Raw genomic sequence first — 18810 nt, 5'->3', positions numbered from 1 at the left:
CACGTGGTCTGGTGTTTGAGGACGTGGTGTCGGCGGCAGAGTCCGCCGAGGTTGCCTTCTTCGGTGGCGCCGCCGTAGGCGGCGTCGATGGTGTGGTCGAGGTCTTGGGCGGTGGGTGGGAGTCCGCAGGTGGGGAATCGGCAGCGGGAATCGCGGGCGTGCAGGAGTCGGCGTAGGTCGGCGGTGGGGCGGTAGTGGTCGACGGCGAGGATCGCCCCGGTGACGGGGTGGGTGAGCACCCGTTCCCACGCCGTCGCCCCGCCGGCGAGGATCTGGGCGGTGTGCGTGTCGATGGGCTGCCCGCCGGCGAGTTCGCCGGGCTGCTCCACCCGGATCCCGAACGCGCCGCCGAGGCCCGCGCCCGCAGTGTCGGTGGCCATCGCCGTGAACACGGGGATCGTTACCTCCACACGTGCTTGGATCGCCGACAGCAGCCCCGCGGTCGTGTCGTGCCCGGACGGGGTGCCGGTGAGCAGGGTGTCCGCGCACAGGTCCGCACGGAGCTGGTCGATGCTGCGGTCATCCGTCGGATCACCCAGCATGTCCGGATCCGGATCCCCGTCCGCGGTGGCGTCTTTCGCGGCGGTCGCGTTCGCGACCATCACCGTTCGAGCCTGTTGGCTGAGCCGGTCGTAGATCCCATCGATCACCGCGGCGGCGTGGATCATCCCCAGGATCTTCTGCCCGTCCGGGAGTTCCTCCCGCCACACGGTGCGCTTCTCCTGCGCCTCCCGGTGCCGTTCCGTCAACGACCGCGGCGCCAACCGCTCCGCGACGCGCTCGACCACTCGCTTCGCCCGGTGCGGGGTCTCACCCTCGCACGCGGCGACCGCCGCCTGTTCGAACTCGGCCCGCACCTCATCGCTGTCGAGGCGGGCTCCGGCATCTTGGATGAGGCGAACGTGGGCGGCGTTGATCCGCGCGTTCGTGAACGCCTGCATCGTCGCCGGGAACCTCGTCATCAGCTCCGCGGCCCGCACCATCCGCCCCTGCACCACCCGATCCGACATATGCAGCACCGCCGCCAACTCCGCCGCGACCGACCGTGACGCGAGTTCCGCTGACTCGCCCCGCACCCCGGACGCACCGTCCGCCGCGGCGAGGTCTTCAGCGAGCCGCTGCGCGACCGCGAGGTGCGCCTCCTTCAACGCCTGCAACCGGATGATCGTCGCCTCCGTCGTCTGCAGCCCGTCCACCAACGCGGCCAGCACGAGCACCGGATCCACCGGATCCACCCCGGGATCCACCACCGTGCCAGTCGAGCTCGTCATACCCCCATTCAACCCGGGGCCACCGACATTCCAGGCTTGAAAAGGGCCCGATCAGGATCGGAAACGATCACGAACAGATCACGACTTGAAGAATCTGGATTCCGCGTCGCGCGAGTAGTTGCACGGCGCCAGATCTGCGGGTGGGTGACGGGATCATCCGAACGATGCCAGCTTCGCCACCCTTCCTCCAGCGCGGCGACTCGCATGCCCCGTGGCCCCTCGTCAAGGGCTTCCGCGCCGGCGTCCGCCTCTCGCTACGCTCGGACCATGGGCACCCACAGCGCCTCCGAGCACGCACCGACGCCGAAGCCGGCCGCGGCGAACAAGCCGTGGCTTCCCCGCACGATCGATGCCGGAATGGCCCGCGTGCTGCGCTGGCGGGTCGCCCGCGCCTGGCTGCTGTACGCGGAGAAGCACGGACCCGCCCTCGCGGACGGCATCACCTACCGCGCCCTGTTCAGCGTGTTCGCGGCGGTGCTGCTGGGCTTCTCCGTCGCCGGGCTCTGGCTCGCCGGGAATCCCGAGGCTCTCGCCGCTCTGGTCTCCGCGGTGGACGCGGTCGTCCCCGGCCTGGTCGGTCACGGCGGCATCGTCGACCCGGCCGACATCCGCGCACCCACCGGCCTGACCATCGCCGGCGTCGTCTCGCTCGCGGGCCTCATCGGCGCCGCGCTCGGCGCGATCGGATCCCTGCGGGTGGCTCTGCGCACCCTCGCCGGGAGGCTCGCCGACGAGGTGCTCTGGTACGGCGTGATCCTGCGCAATCTGGGACTCGCGGCCGGGATCGCGATCGCCTTCGCAGTGACGGCGACGGTCACCGTGGTCAGCAGCGTCGGGGTGAGCTCTCTCGCCTCGTTGCTGGGCGCGGAACGATCGGATCTCGCGACCTGGATCGAGCGGATCCTCGCCGCCCTGATCGTCTATGCCCTCGACGTCGTCGTCATCGCGGGGCTGTTCGCGGTCCTCTCCGGAGTTCGATCGCCCGCGAAGGTGCTGTGGTCCGGTGCCGCCCTGGGCGCCGTCGGGCTCCTCGTGCTGCAGCAGCTCTCCAGCCTCTTCGTCGGCGGCGCGCGGGCGAACCCGTTGCTGGCCTCGTTCGCCGCCCTCATCGCCCTGCTGCTGTGGCTGAACTTCTCGGCGCAGGTCGTGCTGCTCGCGAGCGCGTGGATCATCACGGGGGTCGAGGACGAGGAGGATCGCGTCACGGGGCATCCGCGTTCGCTGACGGAACTGCGCCTTGACCGGGCCGAGCGGTTGCTGGTTGCGGCGCAGACCGAGCGGGACGCGGCGCGCACCGCGCTGGGCACGGAGCAGCCGGAGGCGCTGGCCGAGCGTGACGCGGCACGCGCCGAGGCCGAGCCGTCCCCTTCACCGGCGCTCCCCTGGTACCGGCGCCTTCTGCGCCGACCGCGGGGAGCACGCTCCTCCGCGTCGCACCGCCGCTGAGACCGACGGCTATGAAGCGGGGCAGGTGCCGTTCTCGAGCAGTGTCGGATCCGTCGTGATCGCGCTGTCCGCGGAGAACGTCGCCACCAGCGCGCCGGCATCCACGTGCAGCCCGCTCAAGTGCACGCCAGCCGGCAGCCTGTCCGCGATGCAGAGCTTCTGCGTGGTGAACAACGGCTTCAGCGCCGCACCGAACGGGGACGACGCGACGGTGTCGGGGTCGACGGTGATCGCACCGATCGTCGCCGACGTCGGTGTGAAGGTGAGCTCGCCGTCCGCAGCCCCCGGCGTGAGCGCGAGGGCGAGTGGCACCGTCGCTCCGAAGAGCTTCACGGATCCGGTCGCCGTGACATCCTCGCCGTCCAGCGTCACGGACTCGATCGGCGTGGATCCGGCAGCCGCCGTGATGGCCTTCTCGAGCTGATCGGCCGTGATCCGGAACGTGCCCCTCGCGCTGCCGAGCGCGCCGCCGCGGATCGGCACGCCCGTCGCGTCGACCTGCACGGCGCTCGTGATGGGTCCGATCGCGACGCTCTTCGAGGAGATGCGGACATCGTCCAGGCGCCCTGCGACGAGCTGCGGGAGCACGATGCCGCCCACGGCGACGTCCATCTGCTGATCCGCGGGGAGCTTCAGCGCGGTGATCGCCTGCGAGCGGATCTGCTGCGCGACGACGGCGCGCGCCACGAACTCGCCGCCCACGACGAGCGCCGCGAGGACGACCACGACGATCCCCAGCACCCAGGGCCAGCGCGCACGCCGACGCGGCGGCGGCACCGCCACAGGGGCTGACGGCAGCGGGGGCCGAGGCGGCGCGGTTGCCCCCGATGCGGCGTCGCGTGGCAGCGGTCCCGCAGCCGAGGGCGGCGGCACGGCGACGGGTTGCTCGAGACCGAGGCCCCGCGGATACGGTTCCGTCGGGTGCGTACCCTCCTCCGCGCCGCTCACGTCACATCCGCTCCGGCGCGGACACCCCGAGCAGGTCGAGCCCGTTGCGCAGCACCTGGCCCGTGGCGTCGTTCAGCCACAGGCGGGTGCGGTGCACGTCTTCGATCGGGTCGTCGCCCTGCGGGATCACGCGGCAGTTGTCGTACCAGCGGTGGTACAGCCCCGCGAGCTCCTCCAGGTAGCGCGCGACGCGGTGCGGTTCGCGCACCTCGGCGGCGAAGGCCACAATCCGCGGGAACTCCTGCAGCGCGCCCAGCAGCGCCGACTCGGTCTCGTGCGTCAGCAGCTCGGGCGCGAACGCCGACCGGTCCACGCCGGAGTCAGCCGCGTTTCGGGCGACGTTGTGCGTGCGCGCGTGCGCGTACTGGACGTAGAACACCGGGTTGTCATTCGTGCGCTTCTGCAGCAGCTCCGGGTCCAACGAGAGCGGGGAGTCGGCCGGCGAGCGCTCGAGCGAATACCGCAGCGCGTCCGTGCCGAGCCATTCGCGCAGGTCGTCCATCTCGATGATGTTGCCGGCCCGCTTGCTGAGCCGGGCGCCGCCCACCGAGACCAGCTGCCCGATGAGCACCTCGACATCCTTCTCCGGGTCGTCGCCGGCGGCGCCGGCGAGCGCCTTGAGGCGGTGCACATAGCCGTGGTGGTCGGCGCCGAGCAGGTAGATCTTGTGCTCGAAGCCGCGGTCGCCCTTGTTCAGGTAGTACGCGGCGTCGGCGGCGAAATACGTGTACTCGCCGTTGGAGCGGCGGATCACGCGGTCCTTGTCGTCGCCGAAGTCGGTGGTGCGCACCCACACCGCATCGTCCTGATCGAACACGTGCCCCTGCGCGCGCAAGCGGTCCACGGCCTCGTCGACAAGGCTCGGGCCGCCGTCCTCGCCCTTCGCATGCAGGATCCGCTCGGAGAACCAGACATCGAAGACGACATTGAACTTGGCCAGTGATTCCTGCTGCTCGGCGAGCTGGTACCGGTAGCCGAGCTCGCGGGCGACGTCGAGCTGCACCTCGGGGTCGAGGGCGAGGAAATCGGGGCGATCGGCGAGAACGCGCTGCGCGATGTCGGTGATGTAGCTGCCCGCGTAACCGCCCTCGGGGGTCGGCTCGCCCTGAGCTGCGGCCACGATGGATCCGGCGAACCGTTCCATCTGCGCACCCGCGTCGTTGATGTAGAACTCGCGCGCCACGGTGGCCCCACTGGCGTCGAGCAGACGCGCGATCGCGTCGCCGAGAGCGGCCCAGCGGGTGTGCCCGATGTGCAGCGGCCCGGTCGGGTTCGCGGACACGAACTCGACGTTGATCGACCGGCCCGCCTGCGAGTCGTTACGGCCGTATGCCTCGCCCGCATCCACGATCACCTTGGCGAGGGCGCCGGCCGCGCCCGCTTCGAGGCGCACGTTGAGGAACCCCGGCCCTGCGACCGAGGCCTCGGCGATGCCGTCCACGGCGCCGAGTCCGTCGGCGATCTGCTGCGCGAGCTCGCGCGGATTCGTGCCGAGCTGCTTCGCGAGGCGCATCGCGATGTTCGTGGCCCAGTCGCCGTGCTCGCGGTTGCGCGGGCGCTCCAGCACGATGTCGCCCGCGGTGAGCGGAAGGGGCTCGCCACCTCGTCGCTCGTCCGCGATCGGCGCGAGGACGGACAGGATCGCTGTGGCGAGAGCTTCGGGATTCATAGGGTATCGATTCTAGGGCGTGTCCCCTTGCGGAATCGTCGTGTGCGGGGCGGGATCCGCCAGCGGAACCCGAGCCCGCATCGCCTCGGCGATCCCCGCGCGCACACGCGCCAGCGTCTTCTCATCCACCCGGAGTCCCGCGTGGCGGAGGGCGAGCATCGTCGCACCCGCGGCGCCGCTGTCGACCAGCACGAACGGCTGGTCGCCGAAGGCTGCGGTCACATGCGCGCGCAGCACCCGCTGCGGCGCGCCCGGCCTCGACACGATGCTGCCGCCGACCACGACCGGCCCCGGTGCTGCCTGCACGAGCTCGATCGTCTGCGCCAGCTGCTCGCCCGCCTCCTGCAGGATCCGCTCCGCAACCGGATCCTGCTCCTCGGCAGCATCGAACACGAGCGGAGCGAAGGCCGCAAGCTGCACGGGCCGCTGCGCATACAGCACGCGGATCAGCTGCTCCAGGCCGACCGGTCGCCCATCGCTCCCCCGGCTCAGAGCGCCCTCTCCGGCGATGCCCGCCGCCTGGAGCACCCGCGGGGTGAGGACGGTCGCGGGGCCGAGTCCGTCCAGCTCCGCCACGGCGGCGGCGGCCCCCGCACGCCCGATCCAGAAGCCGCTGCCCCGGTCGCCCAGCAGCCAGCCCAGCCCGTCCGCCGTCGCAACGATGCGCCCGCCCTCCACGCGCACGGCGCTCGCACCCGTTCCGCACACCACGCCGTACCCGACCGGCGCGACGGCGCCACTCGCGTACATGGCCAGCAGATCCGATTCGAACCACAGCGCGCCCGCGAACCCGTTTTCCTTCAACGGCTCGAGGATCCAGTCGGACGCACCGCCGCGCGCATCATGACCGGCCATGGCGACGACGATCTCGGACACCTCGGACAGGCTGGCACCACCTGCGGCCAGGGCGGGGGCGATCGCGCCGCGGACCTCGGCAAGGGCCGCAGGAATACCCGATGAAGTGGGATTCCCGCTGCCGCCGCGACCGAAGCCGACGACGCGTCCTTCGCCGGTCGCGAGCACCGCTCTCGTGGAGGTGCCTCCTGCATCCACACCGATCACGAGCATCTTGCACCCCAATTTGTTATCTGCCCTACTTGATTTTTCACCCGGGACCTGATGAGAATGTTTTTCACCCGAACCCCGTCGTAGCACGACGCGTTTTCACCGGAGGCTATGGTGCCACTCATGCAGGATGTCGGCAACGAGTTGTCGATCACGCAGCGCATCTCGCTGCGGCGTCCTGCGATGCCCAAGGCCATGGCGAAGATCGCGGCCGTGATCGCCGCCCACCCCACAGCCCCGGTCGAGCTGACCATCACCGAACTCGCCGACCAGGCCGGCACCTCGGCCGCCACCGTCACCCGCTTCTGCCGCGCGATCGGCTTCGAGGGGTACACGCAGTTCCGCGTCGGCGTCGCGGCCGAGTCGGGACGAGGCGATGCCGGCACCACGTGGCGCACCGACATCGCGGACGACATCGGGCAGGACGACCCGGCCGACCGGGTGCTGCTCACGCTGCTCGGACTGCACACGCGCAGCATGGAGGTCACGACCCGCCTGCTGGATCTCGACGATGTCCAGCTCGTCGCACGCGCCATCGCCGAGGCGCGGCACGTCGACATCTACGGCGTCGGCGGCAGCGGCGTCATCGCCGACGAGTTCCGCGGCCGGCTCTACCGGATCGGCGTGAACGCGCATTCCTGGTCCGATGTGCACGACGGCCTCACCAGCGCGGTGCTGCAGGACGGTTCCTCGGTCGCGGTCGGGATCTCCAACACCGGCAGAACCGAAGAGACCATCGAGATGCTCTCGCATGCGCGCGCCGCCGGAGCCCTCACTGTCGCGATCACGACCGATGCCGACTCCTGGCTCGCCGCCAGCGCCGACGTGGCCCTGATCACCGCCTCGGAGAACCCGGCCCAGCGCCCCGATGACCTCTCCATCAAGCACGCGCAGCTTCTCGTGGTCGATCTGCTCTACGTCCTCGTCGCGCAGCGCACACTCGGCGAGGCCGCGACACGTCTCGCGGCCAGCGCGATGGCCGTCTCCGCGCACCGACGTTCCTCCGCTCCGCACGAAGCCCGCCGAACCCCCCGCACGAAGGAGTCCACCCGATGAGCGCCTCTCCCCTGGATCTGCTCCGCGAAGCCGAGACGCGCCTCGAGCGCCTCGCCGCCGATGCGGAGCGCGGCGCGCTGGATCCGGCCATCGACCTGCTCGTCACCGCATTGCGCGACGGCGGAGTCATCCAGGCGTTCGGCACCGGGCACTCCGAGGCGTTCGCGATGGAGATCGCGGGGCGCGCGGGCGGACTCATCCCGACCAACCGCATCGCGCTGCGCGACATCGTGCTGCACGGCGAACGCACCGCCGACGTGCTGACCGGCTCCCTCGAGCGCGAGCCCTGGGTCGTCGACGAGCTCATGGCGGTCTCCCCCGTGGCCGAGAACGACGTCTTCGTGATCGCCTCGAACTCCGGCGTGAACGGATCCATCGTCGGCGTCGCACTGTGGGCCAAGGAGCACGGTCACAAGGTCATCGCCGTGACCAGCCTCGAGCACACCGCCCGGGTCGAGCCCAAGCACCCGAGCGGCAAGCGTCTCAGCGAGATCGCCGATGTCGTGATCGACAACCTCGCCCCCTACGGCGATTCGACCCTGAACGTCACCGAGACCATCTCGGCCGGCGCGATCTCGTCGATCACCGCCGCGTTCATCGCTCAGCTGCTCACCCTGGGCGTCGCCCGCGCGCTCACCGACGCCGGCGAGGTTGCGCCGATGTACATCTCCGCGAACATCCCCGGCGGTGACGAGCACAATTCCGCGCTCGAAGCGCGCTACCTCGAGCGGCTCCGCCGCGGCGCCTGAGGGCGCCCACAGACTCATCCTCTCCCTCACCCTCACCACCCACTAGGAAGGCAAGAATCACATGGAAACCAGAGATGCTTCCATCAGCCGTCGCTCGCTGCTGCGCGGGGCTGCTCTCGCAGCGGTCATGGTGCCGCTCGGCGTCAGCCTGGCGTCCTGCGCTGGTCCGAGCGGCTCCGGCGGCGGCAACGCCGGTGGCGGCACGAAGTCCGCCGACAACCCGTTCGGCGTCGCAGCGAACTCCAAGGTCGACGCGGTGATCTTCGACGGCGGCTACGGCGTGGACTACGTCGAGAACGCGGCGAAGATCATGGGCGGGAACAAGAAGCTCGGCGGCGCGACCGCCAAGATCTCCCCGTCCACCAAGATCGCCCAGGAGCTGCAGCCGCGGTTCGTCGGCGGCAACCCGCCGGACCTGATCGACAACTCGGGTGCGAACTCGATCGGCTGGAACACGATCCTCGACCAGCTCGAGGACCTGTCCGATGTGCTCGAGTCGAACAACCTCGAGGGCACCAAGATCAGCGACACGCTCTACGGCGGCGTCAAGGATCCCGGCACGTTCGACGGCAAGTTCGTCGCGATCAACTACTTCATGACGGTGTTCGGCCTGTGGTACTCGTCGAGCCTGTTCGAGAAGGACGGTTACAAGGTCCCGACCAGCTGGCAGGACCTGAAGGACCTCGGCGCGGCGGCCAAGGCCAAGGGCAAGTACCTGTTCGTCTGGGGCAAGGAGGCGGCGACGTACTACCAGACGCTCGTCATCGACTCCGCGGTGATCCAGTCGGGCGACGACGTGCGCCTGCCCCTGGAGAACCTGAAGGAGAACTGCTGGTCGCACCCGACCCTGCAGGCGATCCTGACGATCCTGTACGACCTGATCCAGGCCGGCTACATGAAGCCGGGCGGGTCGGGCACCCAGTTCACCCAGGCGCAGTCGCAGTGGAGCCTGGATGAGGCCGCTCTGCTCTACCCCTCGGGCTCGTGGATCGAGAACGAGATGAAGAAGCAGACCGCGGACGGCTTCAAGATGATGGGCATCCCGGAGCTCCCGCTGGACGACAAGCAGACCACGCCGAAGGGCACCATGCGCGCCGAGGCCGGCGAGCCGTTCATCGTCCCGACCAAGGCGAAGAACGCGGCCGGCGGCAAGGAGCTGCTGCGCACCATGCTGTCGAAGGATGCGGCGACCTGGACGGCGCAGCAGAAGTTCGCGCCGACCATCGTTAAGGGCACGGTGCCGGACGACGCCTTCGGCTCGACCGCGCTCGCATCGCAGATCAAGATGCTGGACGCGGCCGGCGACAACGTGTTCACCATCAAGTCGACGAACCTGTACGGCATGAACTCGGACCAGCTGCCGATCTGGAACTCGTTCCTCGACGGCAAGATGACGGTCGATGAGATCACCAAGCAGCTGCAGGCGCTCGTCGACAAGGTCCGCAACGACAGCTCGGTGAAGAAGATCGAGATCAAATGAGCAATTCAACAGTCAGCGGCGGGTCTGCACTGCAGACCGCCGCTGTGGTTACAGCACGCTCGGGGCGGCGCAAGCCGCCCCGAGCGGGGCTCCCGCGCAAGATGACTCTGGACTATGCGTCGTTCCTTGCGGTCTTCCTGGTGCTTCCGGTCGCGATCTTCCTGATCTTCGTGATCTGGCCGTTCATCCAGGCGGTCTACTTCTCGCTGACGAACTGGACCGGGTTCTCCCCGCAGATGGGCTTCGTCGGCCTGGACAACTTCGTGAGGCTGTTCCAGGACGGCGCCTTCATGCAGGCGATGGGGAACAACATCCTGCTGGCGATCGTCGTTCCGCTGATCACGATCATCATCGCCCTGGTGTTCGCGAGCCTGATCACCGTCGGCGGACCCAGCCATGGTCAGGTACGCGGTCTCAAGGCCTCGAGCTTCTACCGGGTGGTGTCGTTCTTCCCCTACGTGATCCCGGCGATCGTCATCGCGATCCTGTGGAACATGATCTACGCGCCGAGCGGCCTGCTCAACGGCATCCTGGGCCTCTTCGGCATCGACAACAACCAGTTCGCCTGGCTCGGCGATCAGCGCACGGCGATGCCCGCGTCGATCTTCGTGATGGTCTGGGGCATGGTCGGCTTCTACATGGTGCTGTTCATCGCCGCCATCAAGGGGATCCCGGCGGAGACGCTGGAAGCGGCCCGCATCGACGGCGCCGGTCGATTCCGCACGGTGACCTCGATCATGCTTCCGCAGATCCGCGACAACGTGCAGACCGCATACATCTATCTGGGGATCGCGGCGCTCGACGCCTTCGTCTACATGGCAGGCCTGAACTCGACCGGCGGCCCGGGCAACAGCACCCTGGTGATGAGCCAGTACCTGTTCCGCACCGCCTTCGAGAAGGGGCAGTTCGGTCTGGCCAGCGCCATGGGCGTGGTGCTCGCCGTTCTCACCCTGGTGTTCGCCGGTCTCGTGATGGGTGTGTTCCGCCTCACGGGCGGCAAGGATGAAGGAGGACGCTCATGAGCGTCGAGACCCGCGCAGCGATCACGATCGATCCGGGCGCCCGGCAGGTCGAGCACAAGACGAAGTCCACCGCGAGCGACAAGGTGGTCGGCGGGGTCTCGCACGTCATGCTGGTCATCTGGGCGATCATCGTGATCCTCCCCCTGGTGTGGACGATCATCGGCTCGTTCAAGACCACGAAGGAGATCTTCAAGTCGCCCTTCGGGCTCCCGGCGAACTGGAACTTCGACAACTACGTCACGGCATGGGTCGGCAACAACTTCGGTCGCATGTTCCTGAACACGATCATCGTGGTCGGGTTCTCGCTGTTCCTGGTGATGCTGCTGGGCGCGATGTGCGCCTACGTGCTGGCACGGTTCTCCGTTCCCGGCAGCAGGGTGATCTACTACCTGATGCTGGCGGGGCTCACCTTCCCCGTGTTCCTCGCGATCGTGCCGCTGTTCGGCATCCTGCAGAAGATCGGTCTCCTGGGAACGCTGCCGGGCCTCATCCTCACCTACGTGGCATACGCCTTGCCGTTCACGGTCTTCTTCCTGTACTCGTTCTTCAAGTCGCTGCCGTACGAGATCCAGGAGGCGGCCTACATGGACGGCGCCAGTGAATGGCGCACGTTCTTCCAGGTGATGCTGCCGATGGCCAAGCCGGGCCTCGCCGCGATCGCGATCATGAACTTCCTCGGCCTGTGGAACCAGTTCCTGCTGCCGATCGCCCTGAACCCGAACCAGGACAACTACGTGCTGAGCCAAGGCATGGCCGCTTTCGCCTCGTCGGCGGGCTACTCGCTCGACTTCGGTGCGATGTTCGCGGCGGTGATGATCACGATCATCCCGGTGCTGCTCATCTACATCTTCTTCCAGCGTCAACTGCAGGGATCCGTCTCGCAGGGCACCTCGAAGTAGTCCATGGGACGGATGGGAACGACAGGAACCCATCCGTCCCGCCACCTGTCCCACCACCATCCGCCCGCGGCTGTGAGAGGGCGCTCGCATGCGCGCCCGCTGCCCGCAGGCACACGTTCTGGAGCACGATGTCGATCTCCGCAGATACTGCTGCGCACCACCCGACCCCCGCACAGTTGCGCTGGCAGCGCGGCGGTATCGGGGTCTTCCTGCATTTCGGCCTGAACACGTTCGCCGGCGTCGAATGGGGTGACGGAACACTGCCGGCCGCGAGTTTCGACCCGCGGCTCCTCGATGCACGGCAGTGGGTGGCCGCCGCGCAGCTGGCGGGTGCGACGTACGTCGTGCTGACGGCCAAGCATCACGACGGCTTCTGCCTGTGGCCCACATCGACCACCGCCTACTCCGTGGCTTCCAGCCCGTGGCGGAACGGCAAGGGCGACGTGGTCCGGGAACTCGCCGATGCCTGCGCCGAAGCCGGGATGGGCCTCGGACTTTACCTCTCGCCGTGGGACCGTCACGAGCCGCGTTACTCGGATCCTGCGGCGTACGACGACTTCTATTGCGCTCAGCTCACCGAACTGTGCACCCGGTACGGCGACCTCGTCGAGGTCTGGTTCGACGGCGCGGGGTCGGCCGGCCGGAGCTACGACTGGGAGCGGATCGTCGAGGTCGTGCGCACCCACCAGCCCGAGGCCGTGATCTTCAACATGGGCGATCCCGACATCCGCTGGGTCGGCAATGAGGACGGCCTCGCCGCTGATCCCGTCGAGTACGTGGTCGACGTCACGCGCAACGATGTGCACACCGACGAAGTGCTCGACTTCGGCGAGCGCTATCTGCCCCCGGAATGCGACGTCTCGCTGCGCCACGGCTGGTTCTGGCATCCCGACGACGCCCCGAAGAGCGTGGAGCACCTCCTGGCGATCTACTACCGCTCGGTCGGGCTGGGCGCCAACCTGCTGCTGAACGTCCCCCCGAATCGTGACGGACTCATCGACGATACGGACCTGGTTCGGCTGCGGGAGTATTCGCAAGAGCGGGAACGCCGCTTCGGAACGCCGCTGCCCGCCGCGCTCACGCCTCTCTCCCCCGGTCGCTGGAGGGCCGACTTCGGCTCCGACGTCCACATCGATCACCTCGAGCTCGTCGAGGAGCTCGAGAACGGTCAGCGCGTCGCCGCGCATCGCATCCTGGCGTCCGGAGTGGAGGTCTGCTCGGGTCAGACCATCGGCGCCGGCCGATTGCACGCCTTCCCCGGGCGCACCCTGAGCGCGGTCGAGATCGAGGCGACCGGCCCCGATCCCGTGCTCCTGTCCGTGCGCGGCTTCCGGACCGGGAGCGAGAGCATCCCTGTCCCCCCTTCCGTCGAGGAGTACCGGGCGGCCGACGGCGACATGATCCTCATGTGACCGCGCTCACGGGAAGGCGGGCTCTTGGCCCGGCGTCACGCCGGCCGCTGCGAGGTCACATCGATCGTGACGGCGCCGGGTCGGGTGCACGCACCCGACCCGGCGCCGTCACTCGCCTTATCCCCTACCGCACGGTCAGCGTCACGTACTGCGAGGCGTTGCCCGCAGCCTGCTGCTCGAGGCGCATCCTCTCGTTCACGTACTGCAGGGTCAGGCCGCTGTTGCGGTTGACCAGGCGGTAGGTGGTGGATCCGTCCAGCGAGGTGCCGTCCGTCGCGACGCGCTGCAGGTACCACTGATCGCTGCCACCCGGCGCCCCGAGGCCGGCCGAGGTCAGAGGCTGGGCGTCGGCCTGCGGCGCCCCGACCGTGACGACCGCGTCGACGGCGCGCTGCTCGGCCGGCGCGGATCCGGACACTTGGAGGTCCTTGCCGGTCGCGGCATCGACGATGCGGTAGAAGCCGCTGTTCTGGCTGCCGTCGCGCACGTCCTTGACCGGCTGGAACTTCCAGGTGGACACGCCCGTGGCCGCTCCGTCCCCGCCGTCCAGCCCGGGTCCGCGGTTCGCCGTCACGGCCTTGCCGCCGACCCGCAGCACGTAGGCGGAATCTCCGGACACCGCGTTGCCGGCCGTGTCCCGCGGGGTGTACTCGGTGCTCACCGCGGCGGATCCGTCGCCGGCGGTCTGCGCGATGTCGAACACCTTGGCGGTCAGATCCGAGATCGTCAGGAACGAACGGCCGGTGACGTTCTGGTTCGTCAGGCTGCCGTTGTCCAGAGAGGTGAGGTAACCGCCATTGGATCCGGCGGGCATGAGGCCCACGACCTTCCAGGAGTTCGGGTCGCCGAGATCAGCCGTCTCGTAGACGTTCCCGTCGTAGCCGACGATGCGGTACAGCCCGGAGAACGCGTTGTACGAGATGGCCGACTCGTTGTTCGCCGACGGCAGGTACAGATGACCGGTGTTCGGATCCTTGTAATACGCACTGTTCGTGATGAGATCCACGGTCTGGGAGGCACCGGTGGCCGGATCCGTCTGCGTCACGTAGATGCCGCCCGTGACGACCTTGACGCCGTTCTCGTACTTGTCGTCGACCGCCTTGAGCGTCAGGTCCTGGCCGGTCACGTCGTCGTGGTACGACACGGTCCGGTCCGGCGCAGACTCCGCTGTCGCGTTGTTCACGATCGTGTGCGTCAGCGTGTTCGCCGTGTAGGTGTTTCCGGACGCGTCGGAGAACACGATGAGGTGATCGGCGGCGACCTTCGCGGCCTGGTACGACGCGGTGGCGTTGTCGCCGGATCCCTGCCAGGCGATGAGGTCGGTCGCCGGGTCGTACACGACGTTCAGCCCGCCGACGGAGTTGACGTTGCCGTCGATGCCGCCGATGCCCGGCTGCGACCACGAGCCGTTGTACCACTTCTGCCAGGTGCCGCTGGCCATGCCGCCGCTGATCGGCGCGCGGGCCATCTCGGTCCAGCTGGCGAGGGTCGAGGAAGCCGGCTTCTTGTAGATCTTCACGTTGTACGTGATGTAGAAGTAGCCCGTCGAGTAATCGATGAACAGCCGGCAGCCGGAGTTGCCGAACGGATACGACTGACCGGGTGAGGCGGCGCTGTCGATCACCTGATCGTCATCCCACGCCGAGGTGAGCGCCGGCCCCTGGTACTGCCAGGAGGCGCCTTCGTCCTTCGAGGTCGCGAGCAGGATCCGGTTGTTGTGGTACCCGGTCGAGATCTTCTGATCGACCGTCGCGTCTGCACCCTTGGTCTGCCAGGGATCGAACTGGAACTCGTCGTTGAGCAGCGCGTGCCACGTGCCCTGCGGATCCACCCAGACGCCGATGACGTCGCAGTGGTCGTCCTGCTGCGGCGACGGGATCGGGAAGGTCGGATCCTTGTCGAGCTGGTAGCAGATGGTGCCCGCGTCGGCATAGTACGCGGGCGCCTGAACCTTCTGCGTCGTGGTGCCCATCCCTGCGGACACCGCGCCCATGTCGGTGTTCGTGAACGTGCGCGCCCAGGCGTTGCCAGGGTTCGTGTTGTAGGACGTGAGCGCGTTGCTCCAGTGGAATTGGCCGTCCTTGCCGAGATACGCCGAGCCGGCGATGTCGCTGGTCAGACCGCCCTTCATGGTGGTGGTGCCGGCCGCGACGTACTGCGGCGGAGCCGGGGTGGTGCCGGCCTGCGCGGTGGCGGGCAGCGCGAGAGCGAGGACGGCCCCTGCGGCGAGCGCCGGGGTCAGCCGTCGCCAGCGCGCTTTGCTTTGCGCGGTGCGGTGTTGTTTCATGGTGGTGCCCTTTCCTGTTCCTCTTCGAAGCGGAGGGTTTGGGTGTGTCCTTCCCGTTCCCCACGTCGCAAGCGCGGAACGGGAAGGCGCCCGCTCATGCGTTCACACGAGCGCGACGTCGGGGTTGGGCTCGCGCAGGCCGCTCTCCGGGTCCGCAGGCGCGATCTCGAGGGCGAGCACGGTCGGCATGCCCGTGGCGGCGGGGGCCGCGAGCTGGGCGGTGTGGGCGTCCAGTTCGGTGAACGACACGGCGGTGTCGTCATCGAGTGCGCGCACCCCGCGCAACGCGACGCCGGGCGGCAGCGCGATCGTGAGGATGCCGGAGACCGGGATCCGGGTGACGATCGCGTGCACAAGGGCGGATCGTTCGGCTGACTCCTCCGCCTGCAGGGGCATCGTGTAAAAGCCCCACCCGGGGTAATCCCACCCTTCAGCCGGCCCGCTGCCGTGCACGGCTGCCCGGTTCACGGCCATCCAGGCGCCGACCTCGTCGGCCAGGGCGACCTCGACGGGGGCGAGCGAGCCGTCGCCGCGCGGCCCGAAGTTCAGCAGGAGGTTGCCTCCCAGGCTCACGGTCTGCGCGAGCTGCTCCACGACCTGCGCCGGCGTCTTGCGCCCTCGCTCCGCCCAGGCGGAGTCATGGAAGCCCCAGCTCGCCTGGGTGAGGGTGGCGCAGGCCTCCCAGTCGTGCACGGCGACCGACCGGTCCCACGGCGCGGGGAGCCGGCGCTCGTAACCGCTCTCGTAGTCGCCCATCAGGGCGCCGTTGGAGTCGAAATGCCGTGCGCCCCTGTCATCGGCGCGGAGACGGCTGTTCACGATCGCGCCGGGGATCCGTTGCTTGAGCCGCTGCTCGATCTCGTGGGTCCAGCGCCCGTTCGCCTTCACGGACTCGTCCCAGGTGCCGTCGAACCAGAATCCGCGCACCTGCGGGTATCTCTCCGCCAGCTCGAGCAGCTGGTTCGTCGCGAAGTCGAGATAGCGGTCGAACGCCACGCGATCGTCATCGGACTCGATGGCGTATCGCCAGTCCGGGTGATGCCAGTCCAGCACCGAGTAGTAGAGGTGCGTGGCGAGACCTTCGGCGCGATACGCGTCGAGGATCTCGCCGAGCACGTCGCGCCCCGAGGGCGTGGCGGCGACGCTGAAGTCGGTGTACGCGCTCGGCCACAGGCAGAAGCCGTCGTGGTGCTTCGTGGTGATCGTGGCATAGCGCGCGCCCATGCGCTTCGCCGTGCGGGCCCACTCCGCCGGGTCGAATCCCTCCAGCGTGAAATCGGCGGCGAGCGCGCCCCACTCCTCCCGGCTCACGTGCGCCGAGTGCATGAGGAACTCCGCGGCGAACTCGATCGTGCGCCCCTGCCACGTCCCCGCGGGGATCGCATACAACCCCCAGTGCACGAACTGTCCGAACCGATCGGCACGGAACGCCCGCATCGTCGGGTCCTGTCGGCGCCCCTCCGGTCCCGCGCCGTAGCGCAGCTCGATCATCGGGCCTCCCCCCGAGGACCGGTGAGGCCCGGGTGCTCGTCCCATGGGACGAACGTCGCCAGGTCGAACTCGGAGGTCGCGCCCGAGGCCCACGTCAGGCGCACGAGGGTGCCATCGACGTCCACCCGCACCCGATCGCGCCACTCCTGCGGGTCGACCGCGCCGCCGCGTTCGAGCACGTGCAGGGTGGCCACGACCGTGTTCCTCGTGCTGGTGCGGCCCTGCAGGGCGGGAGTCGCGGAGTGCGAGCCCATCGCGTTGGCATCGCGGTAGGCGAACACGCGCGCCCGCTCGGGGCGACGGCTTGCATCGTCGGCGACGGCGGGCCGAGGAGCGTCCCACCCGTGCAACCCGATCACCGCGGAGAGCAGGCCGTCGCGGCCCTGCGCCCAGGCGCCGTCCTCGAAGACGCCGGTGGCCAGCTCGGCGTCGTCGGCGACCGCCCAGCCGCCCTCGCGCATCGGCCACGGCCGATCCGTCTGAACGAGATGCGCACGCACCTCGGCGGTGCCGTCGCCCGCGGTCACCGTGGTCACCGCGGTCCCAGGCAGCGCACGGCGATGCAATTGCGGTACGTGCACGGATCCGGCGAGATCCCCCTCGACCCGCGTGGCCCGCAGGGAACTGCGCCTGCTGCCGGCGCCCTCGTCGTCGAGCAGCGCGAAGTGCGAGTCGATCGCGTCGACCCAAGCCGGCCCCGTGCCCGGTGCGGTGTGCGTCGAGTACGCGAACTTCGCGTAGTGCGGGTCGTCGCGGTCCTCGTCCTCGCCGACGGGCAGCGTGGCGTGATCCGAGCCGTGGTTCGCCATTCGCACGATGCCGTCCGAAGCTCCGCGGAGCACCCACCCCACGGGCTCGATCGGGGCGGTGAACGAGCCGAGATCGGAGGGCTGGGCCTCCTCGATCGCGGTCCAGACGGGAGCCGTCTCGGGCTGGGCCAGCCCGAGGAATCCGATGCCTGCGAGATACGGGGATCCGAAGCCGCTGTAGTCCTGGCACATCGGCTCGAACTCGCCGTACCACCCGAGCGTGAGCGGGCCGTCGGCACCGACTCCCTGCGCGGTGAAGCGCGAGAGCACTCCCGATGCGATGCGGCGGGTCTGGCCGGGGCTGAGCGCGCTCACGCCGGACGCCTCGGCACACCAGAGAGCGGCCAGCGCCGCCGTGCGGTAGGTCAGCGAGCGGCCCTGATGCAGGAGCGAGCCGTCGGCGGCGACCATGTGGGCCTGCGACGCGGTGAAGTCGTGCAGTCGTTCGAGATACCGCTGCCCCTCCGCGGTGTGCACGGTGTCCGTCATGCGGTACCAGGCCCACAGGTAGGGATGGATGGCCCAGGCGTTGTAATAGTCGACCGCATGCTCCGGCCCGTCCGTGTACCACCCGTCGCCGAGGTACCAGCTCTCCACCCGCGCCACGTTGCGCCTCGCGTGCAGACCGCGCACGTCTTCGCCGACCGCGCGCAGGAAGCCTTCCGCCATGGCGGGGAACAGCTGCCAGTTGTTCTGCCACACCTCGCAGCGGGCGTGATGACGCAACCAGTTCCCGATCTGGAGCTGCTCCGGCCGGGTGAGGCCCGACCACAGCCGATCGCGGCTGATGTGCAGGGAGAACGCGATGTTCGCGGCCTCCACGATCGAGTTCGTGATCCCCGTCAGCGGCAGCCGGCAGCTGACCCCGCGGGGCCACTCCTCCTCACCACCCGCCCGGGTGCCGGCCAGCAACGCCCGGGAGTAGTAGTCCAGGTGCGCCTGGACGGCTGGATCCGCGGCGTCGGCGGCGCCCGCGATCCGCGGCGCCGCGAGCAGGAACGACCGGCCCACGGTCTCCATCCCCTCCCGCCGTACGCCGTCGCCGGTGATCCTTCCTGGCAGGCGCGGCAGGGCGCCCTCCGGACTGGCAAAGCGGCGCACCTGGCTCAGCCAGTCGTCCGCCACCGCCTCCCACTGCGCCCTGCCCCAGCCCGTGAACGGGGAGAGGACAGGATCCATCGCGATTCTCGTCGAGATGTCTTCCCT

14 protein-coding genes are annotated in these 18810 nt (G+C 69.1%); 7 read left to right on the top strand and 7 right to left on the bottom strand.

The window, feature by feature from the left end; genetic code table 11:
* A partial coding sequence (locus AC1DCT_RS17565; protein WP_477430495.1) for an HNH endonuclease signature motif containing protein occupies window positions 1–1271 on the bottom strand: 1271 nt, incomplete at its 3' end.
* A gap of 267 nt (window positions 1272–1538) precedes the next feature.
* On the opposite strand from AC1DCT_RS17565, the gene AC1DCT_RS17560 reads away from it, so the two are divergent.
* Window positions 1539–2717, top strand: a complete 1179-nt coding sequence (locus AC1DCT_RS17560; RefSeq protein ID WP_477430494.1) for a YhjD/YihY/BrkB family envelope integrity protein — start codon at window positions 1539–1541, stop codon at window positions 2715–2717.
* 9 nt (window positions 2718–2726) lie between these two features.
* Here AC1DCT_RS17560 and AC1DCT_RS17555 read toward each other — a convergent pair whose 3' ends face one another.
* The 3 genes from AC1DCT_RS17555 to AC1DCT_RS17545 form a co-directional block, all read right to left on the bottom strand.
* A complete protein-coding gene (locus tag AC1DCT_RS17555; RefSeq protein ID WP_477430493.1) occupies window positions 2727–3494 on the bottom strand; it encodes an LmeA family phospholipid-binding protein in 768 nt (255 codons plus the stop codon).
* A gap of 172 nt (window positions 3495–3666) precedes the next feature.
* Window positions 3667–5334 carry an arginine--tRNA ligase gene (argS, locus tag AC1DCT_RS17550; RefSeq protein ID WP_477430492.1) on the bottom strand — a complete coding sequence of 556 codons (1668 nt, stop codon included), beginning with the start codon at window positions 5332–5334 and terminating at the stop codon, window positions 3667–3669.
* Window positions 5335–5346: 12 nt separating this feature from the next.
* Window positions 5347–6402 (bottom strand): N-acetylglucosamine kinase, encoded by a 1056-nt coding sequence (locus AC1DCT_RS17545; RefSeq protein ID WP_477430491.1) that lies wholly within the window; start codon window positions 6400–6402, stop codon window positions 5347–5349.
* A 120-nt stretch (window positions 6403–6522) separates the two neighbouring features.
* Here AC1DCT_RS17545 and AC1DCT_RS17540 point away from each other — a divergent pair, with 120 nt between their 5' ends.
* The 6 genes from AC1DCT_RS17540 (at window position 6523) to AC1DCT_RS17515 (ending at window position 13017) form a co-directional block, all read left to right on the top strand.
* Entirely contained in the window at window positions 6523–7455 is a 933-nt protein-coding gene (locus AC1DCT_RS17540) for a MurR/RpiR family transcriptional regulator (protein WP_440732224.1), read from the top strand.
* The gene (locus AC1DCT_RS17535; protein ID WP_440732225.1) at window positions 7452–8204 is read left to right on the top strand and encodes a sugar isomerase domain-containing protein; all 753 of its coding nucleotides are present in this window, start codon (window positions 7452–7454) and stop codon (window positions 8202–8204) included. Before AC1DCT_RS17540 ends, AC1DCT_RS17535 begins: the two co-directional genes overlap by 4 nt.
* 61 nt (window positions 8205–8265) lie before the next feature.
* Window positions 8266–9684 carry an N-acetylglucosamine/diacetylchitobiose ABC transporter substrate-binding protein gene (gene ngcE / locus AC1DCT_RS17530; protein WP_440732226.1) on the top strand — a complete coding sequence of 473 codons (1419 nt, stop codon included), beginning with the start codon at window positions 8266–8268 and terminating at the stop codon, window positions 9682–9684.
* On the top strand, window positions 9681–10706 hold the full coding sequence (locus AC1DCT_RS17525; RefSeq protein WP_440732227.1) for a carbohydrate ABC transporter permease: 1026 nt from the start codon (window positions 9681–9683) through the stop codon (window positions 10704–10706). Before ngcE ends, AC1DCT_RS17525 begins: the two co-directional genes overlap by 4 nt.
* Window positions 10707–10813: 107 nt before the next feature.
* Entirely contained in the window at window positions 10814–11605 is a 792-nt protein-coding gene (locus AC1DCT_RS17520; protein WP_440732446.1) for a carbohydrate ABC transporter permease, read from the top strand.
* 128 nt (window positions 11606–11733) lie between these two features.
* Window positions 11734–13017: an alpha-L-fucosidase gene (locus AC1DCT_RS17515; RefSeq protein WP_477430490.1), complete on the top strand. Its 1284-nt coding sequence runs from the start codon at window positions 11734–11736 to the stop codon at window positions 13015–13017.
* Between the two features lie 124 nt (window positions 13018–13141).
* Here the strand turns inward: AC1DCT_RS17515 and AC1DCT_RS17510 are convergent, their stop codons facing one another.
* From AC1DCT_RS17510 to AC1DCT_RS17500, 3 genes are all read right to left on the bottom strand, one after another.
* Window positions 13142–15304, bottom strand: a complete 2163-nt coding sequence (locus tag AC1DCT_RS17510) for a hypothetical protein (RefSeq protein WP_477430489.1) — start codon at window positions 15302–15304, stop codon at window positions 13142–13144.
* Window positions 15305–15406: 102 nt separating this feature from the next.
* On the bottom strand, window positions 15407–16795 hold the full coding sequence (locus AC1DCT_RS17505) for an alpha-L-fucosidase (RefSeq protein WP_477430488.1): 1389 nt from the start codon (window positions 16793–16795) through the stop codon (window positions 15407–15409).
* Window positions 16792–18783, bottom strand: a complete 1992-nt coding sequence (locus AC1DCT_RS17500; RefSeq protein WP_477430487.1) for a DUF2264 domain-containing protein — start codon at window positions 18781–18783, stop codon at window positions 16792–16794. Before AC1DCT_RS17500 ends, AC1DCT_RS17505 begins: the two co-directional genes overlap by 4 nt.
* Between the last annotated feature and the right edge of the window lie 27 nt (window positions 18784–18810).

The sequence above is a fragment of the Microbacterium sp. 10L49 genome (assembly GCF_056395125.1).
Note: the sequence above shows the minus strand (reverse complement) of the source record. Positions and strands in the feature narration are given on the sequence as shown.